The 4,079-nt window shown below is 48.2% G+C and carries 2 protein-coding genes and 3 pseudogenes; 3 read left to right on the forward strand and 2 right to left on the reverse strand.

What is annotated here, in order from left to right; translation table 11 throughout:
• From AC2VE5_RS24430 to AC2VE5_RS24440, 3 genes and pseudogenes are all read left to right on the forward strand, one after another.
• A pseudogene (locus tag AC2VE5_RS24430) lies at positions 1-106 on the forward strand (transposase); the annotation flags it as partial.
• Positions 107-191: 85 nt separating this feature from the next.
• Positions 192-620: a calcium-binding protein gene (locus tag AC2VE5_RS24435; RefSeq protein ID WP_486890215.1), complete on the forward strand. Its 429-nt coding sequence runs from the start codon at positions 192-194 to the stop codon at positions 618-620.
• Positions 601-891 carry a hypothetical protein gene (locus AC2VE5_RS24440; protein ID WP_486890216.1) on the forward strand — a complete coding sequence of 97 codons (291 nt, stop codon included), beginning with the start codon at positions 601-603 and terminating at the stop codon, positions 889-891. The genes AC2VE5_RS24435 and AC2VE5_RS24440 overlap by 20 nt, the downstream gene beginning before the upstream one ends.
• Positions 892-1,084: 193 nt before the next feature.
• On the opposite strand, the pseudogene AC2VE5_RS24445 reads toward AC2VE5_RS24440, so the two are convergent.
• Positions 1,085-3,859, reverse strand: a pseudogene (locus AC2VE5_RS24445) (response regulator); the annotation flags it as partial.
• 21 nt (positions 3,860-3,880) lie between these two features.
• Positions 3,881-4,079, reverse strand: a pseudogene (locus AC2VE5_RS24450) (hypothetical protein); the annotation flags it as partial.

A 4,079-nucleotide genomic window follows, 5' to 3' on the forward strand; every position in this document is an offset into this window, starting at 1 on the left:
ATGTAAGATCCTCGTTAAGAACTTTGAGCGCACCTTGACCAATGCCACCACGAAGCTCAATCTCTGCTTCGTCAGGTTAATGATTAAGCGACTTGCCGCCTTTTAGAGATGTCAAATGGGTTCTATATAGACAAAAGATAACCCTTGTCTACCAAAAATCTAGGCTTAGACTGTATAAACAACAGTGTAGTATGTTCAACCTTAATGGTAATACTGGTAACGATCGCGTTTTTGATGATGCTGGTAGCGATCGCCTATTTGGGAATGAAGGGGCTGATATTCTTAATGGTGGTGACGGCAATGACGCAGTTTTTGGCGGGATAGGGAACGATCTCTTTTTTGCAGGTTCGGGGAACGACCAAGTTTTTGGTGCAGATGGCGAAGCCGGAGATGATTTCCTCACTGGGGGAAATGGTAACGATACACTCTTTGGCAGCTTAGGCAACGATACACTTGTAGGTCAGTCAGGAATTGACTTCCTCGTTGGTGGAGTCGGTAACGATACCCTAAATGGTGGAGATGGTAACGATACCCTAATAGGTGTTGACCCCTTCGTCCCAGCTTTTGGATTTGGTAGTGGCGAAATCGATATCTTAACGGGTGGAACAGGAAGCAGATAGTTTTATCCTGGGAGACTCTAGTAATGTCTTTTACAATTTTAGTGAATCTGATGCTACTGGCTTTGCGGCGATCGCTGACTTTGACCTCAGCAACGATACAATTCAGCTTAACGGCTCCCAAGAGCAATATTCTTTATCTCAAGGTATTACTGATTCGGGAGATGTATTTACCAATATCTTCTTAAATACATCCGAGCAAACAAGCGAACTAATTTCCACACTGCAAGAAGTCCAAGTTTCTGACTTTAGTAGTGGCTTTGTGTTTGTCTAACTTTAGCCCTCTATTATAATTTACTCCTTTGGCGGTGGGGCTTACGGCGGTTAACTACAAGGCATTTTGGGATAAATTATTTATCCCAAAATGCAAAAACCATAGCCAGTGAGACTTAAAAATCTCTCACCTTAGAAGCGGTGTTTGCGGAGGCATAATTCCCTCGCAGAATCTCGCCCTCGGAGGATAGAAGTCAACCTCCGCTTCCCTCTGTCTGGCATAAACGGGTAATCATAGCAATCATGGCATCTGGCTCAACGGGCTTGGACAGGTGGGCTTGGAATCCAGCCGCGATCGCTTGCTGCCGATCGCCTTCGCCAGCGTAGGCAGTTAGGGCAACGGCTGGAATTGATTTAACTTGCTTTGAAATTCTAAGCTGCCGTATCAAGGCGTAGCCGTCCATCCCTGGCATTCCGATGTCACTGACTAAAACAGCTGGTGGAGACTGAGCGCAGATTTCTAAGGCTGCCGATGCCGACGGTACAGTAGTGACGATCGCTCCAGCCTGTTCTAAAATAAAAGCCGTTAATTCGCGAGTGTCTGTCTCATCGTCAACCACCAACACTTGCACGTTTAAAAGCGGTAAGGATGAAGGCGCTGGTGCAGCAATTGGTTCAACCATTATTTCTCTAGCTTCGGTTTTCAGCAAAGGCAGCTTGACGGTAAAAATTGCCCCTTGCCCAACACCAGCACTTTGGGCTTGAACCGTGCCGCCGTGTAATTCGACAATTTGCCTCACGATTGCAAGTCCCAATCCTAATCCACCAAATTTGCGGGTCGTGGCTCCATCTTCTTGGCGGAAATGTTCAAAAACATAAGGTAAGAAGTCAGAATCGATACCTTGACCAGTGTCAGCGACTTGAATTTGGGCATAAGTTCCAGTTTGGCTGAGGGCGATCGTAATTTGACCGCCTTCAGGTGTGAATTTGACGGCATTGGATAGTAGATTCCACACTACTTGCTGCAATCGCCCCGCGTCACCACTAATCTTTCCTACTATGGGCGAAAGATTTGTCGCAATATGTATTGACTTAGCTTCAGCCGCTAATCGCACAGTTTCCAAAGCGGCAGAGATCGCCAAATCCAGGCTGACAGGGGTTGCATTTAAGCACAGTTTGCCGCGCAGAATGCGAGAGATATCGAGCAAATCTTCAATGAGTTGCACTTGGAGTTTAGCGTTACGCTCAATGGTTTCTATGGCATAAGCCGTTTTTGCCGCGTCTAGATTGCCACTGCGGAGCAACCGAGTCCAACCCAAGATTGGGTTTAAAGGCGTTCTTAACTCGTGGGAGAGTACCGCCAAAAACTCATCTTTGATTTGGTTTGCCCGTTCTGCCGTCTCCCGCGCCGTTTGTTCGCGTTGCAAAATTTGTTCCCGCTCCGCTTCGATGCGTTTGCGATCGCTAATGTCACTTGCTTCCCCAAACCATTCAATAATTTTACCCGTACTATCAAGGAAAGGAACAGCCCGTGAATAAGTCCAACCTACCGTGCCATCAACTCGGCGGACGCGGTGTTCTAGCTCAAACAAAGTCTTGTTTTGAATAGCTGAACTAATTGCCTCTAACACGCGCCCATGGTCATCTGGATGGATATATTTTTGTAGCCAATCATGGCTCGGTTCTAGGGTGTTTGTAATAAAATCTCCCCCCTGAAGCTCGTGCATTGCACTCCAGTCAGCACTCATGCGATACAACACATTTGAACTGGCGCTGACTAGAGTACGAAACCGCGCCTCACTTTGGCGCAAGGCTTCCTCTGCTTGCTGGCGATCGGTGATGTCGCGGGTTGTCCCTGCTACTGCTTCTACTGCGCCATCGGTAGCCAATAGTGGCACAAAAATATACTCGTAGGCTCTGGTGCCAAAGGCGCTAGTAAAGGGCGTTTCGTCTTTGAGCGGTTGGCGTGTGGTAATTACCTGTTGAATCTGTTGCTGAAGTCGTTCGGCTAAATCCGTTGGGTAATCTAGTTCAAAAAAGTTTTTACCAACCGCTTCAGCAAAGGGTTTCTGCCAGAGATTGAGCAACGGCTGATTGACATACGTGAGCCGTCCCGCTAAATCGAAGGTGTAAATAAAATCCGGTACGGAAGACACAACTGCATCAAGGTGACGACGAGCCGCCGCTTGGCGCGATCGCCCCAGTTTTAAGTTCGCAGCAACGCGGGCAAGTAGTTCGCGGCTACTAAAGGGCTTGATTAAATAATCATCGGCTCCCGCTTCTAGCCCTTCGACTGCGGACTTCTCTCCGGCACGGGCAGACAGCAGCAAAATCGGGATTGCGCGTGTTCTGGCATCGATTCGCAAGTGCTTGAGCAACTCAAAGCCATCCATCCCTGGCATCATCACATCGCTGAGTACCAAGTCAGGTGCGCGGTTGTAGGCAGTAGCTAGGGCAGTTTCACCGTCTGCAACTACGTCCACTTCATAAAATTCCTGGAGGATGCGTTGCAGGTAGTTCCGCATATCTGCATTGTCATCAACCAACAAGATTCGAGCAGGTAAGGAAGATGTGCTGAAGGCTTGATTATTCTCCCTATCTGCGTGTCTCCGTGTTCCTAGGTTTTCTTGAGGCAGCCAATCTAACGCTTCTTGAGCGTAAGAGGACTTTGTACTGGCAGGTTGAGCATTACTAATTGTGATGCGATTTTCTGGCAGCAGCGATTCACCAGACAGGTGTGTCGTGCCGACTGGCAGTCGCATGCTGAAGGTGCTGCCTTGACCTAGGGTACTCTCAACGGCGATCGCCCCACCATGGAGGTGGACGAGTTCCTGCACTAGCGACAGCCCGATACCCGTACCCTCAAACGTTCGTCCCCGCGCTCCCTCGACTCGGTGAAACCGCTCAAACAATCGGGGAATCTCGGCGGCGGGAATCCCTGTACCCGTATCGCGTACAATCAGTTCTACCTGGTTTGCTGCCTGAGAGTTTGAGGCATTAACAACTGGACGTAGAGAAACGGCAATTTCTCCCTCAAAGGTGAACTTATACTAAGTTGCGATCAGAGGTAGTAATTGAAGGTGAGGAAAGAAAGTCATAGAGCGCAGGCGCTCACTATTAGCAGAAAGTTCAAGTAAGCCTTGGCAAAGTACATCTTCTACCTGTTCAAGGGATGAAAATGTTTGATTATAAAAGTTGTTTTCTCGAATATCTTCCCAGATATGCTCAACGGGCATTAACTCTGGACTA

Source organism: Aliterella sp. E5.1 (assembly GCF_057473825.1).

Coding starts and splice junctions, on each gene's coding strand:
- AC2VE5_RS24435 (WP_486890215.1), top strand. CDS start 192: ATGTTCAACCTTAATGGTAATACTGGTAACGATCGCGTTTTTGATGAT.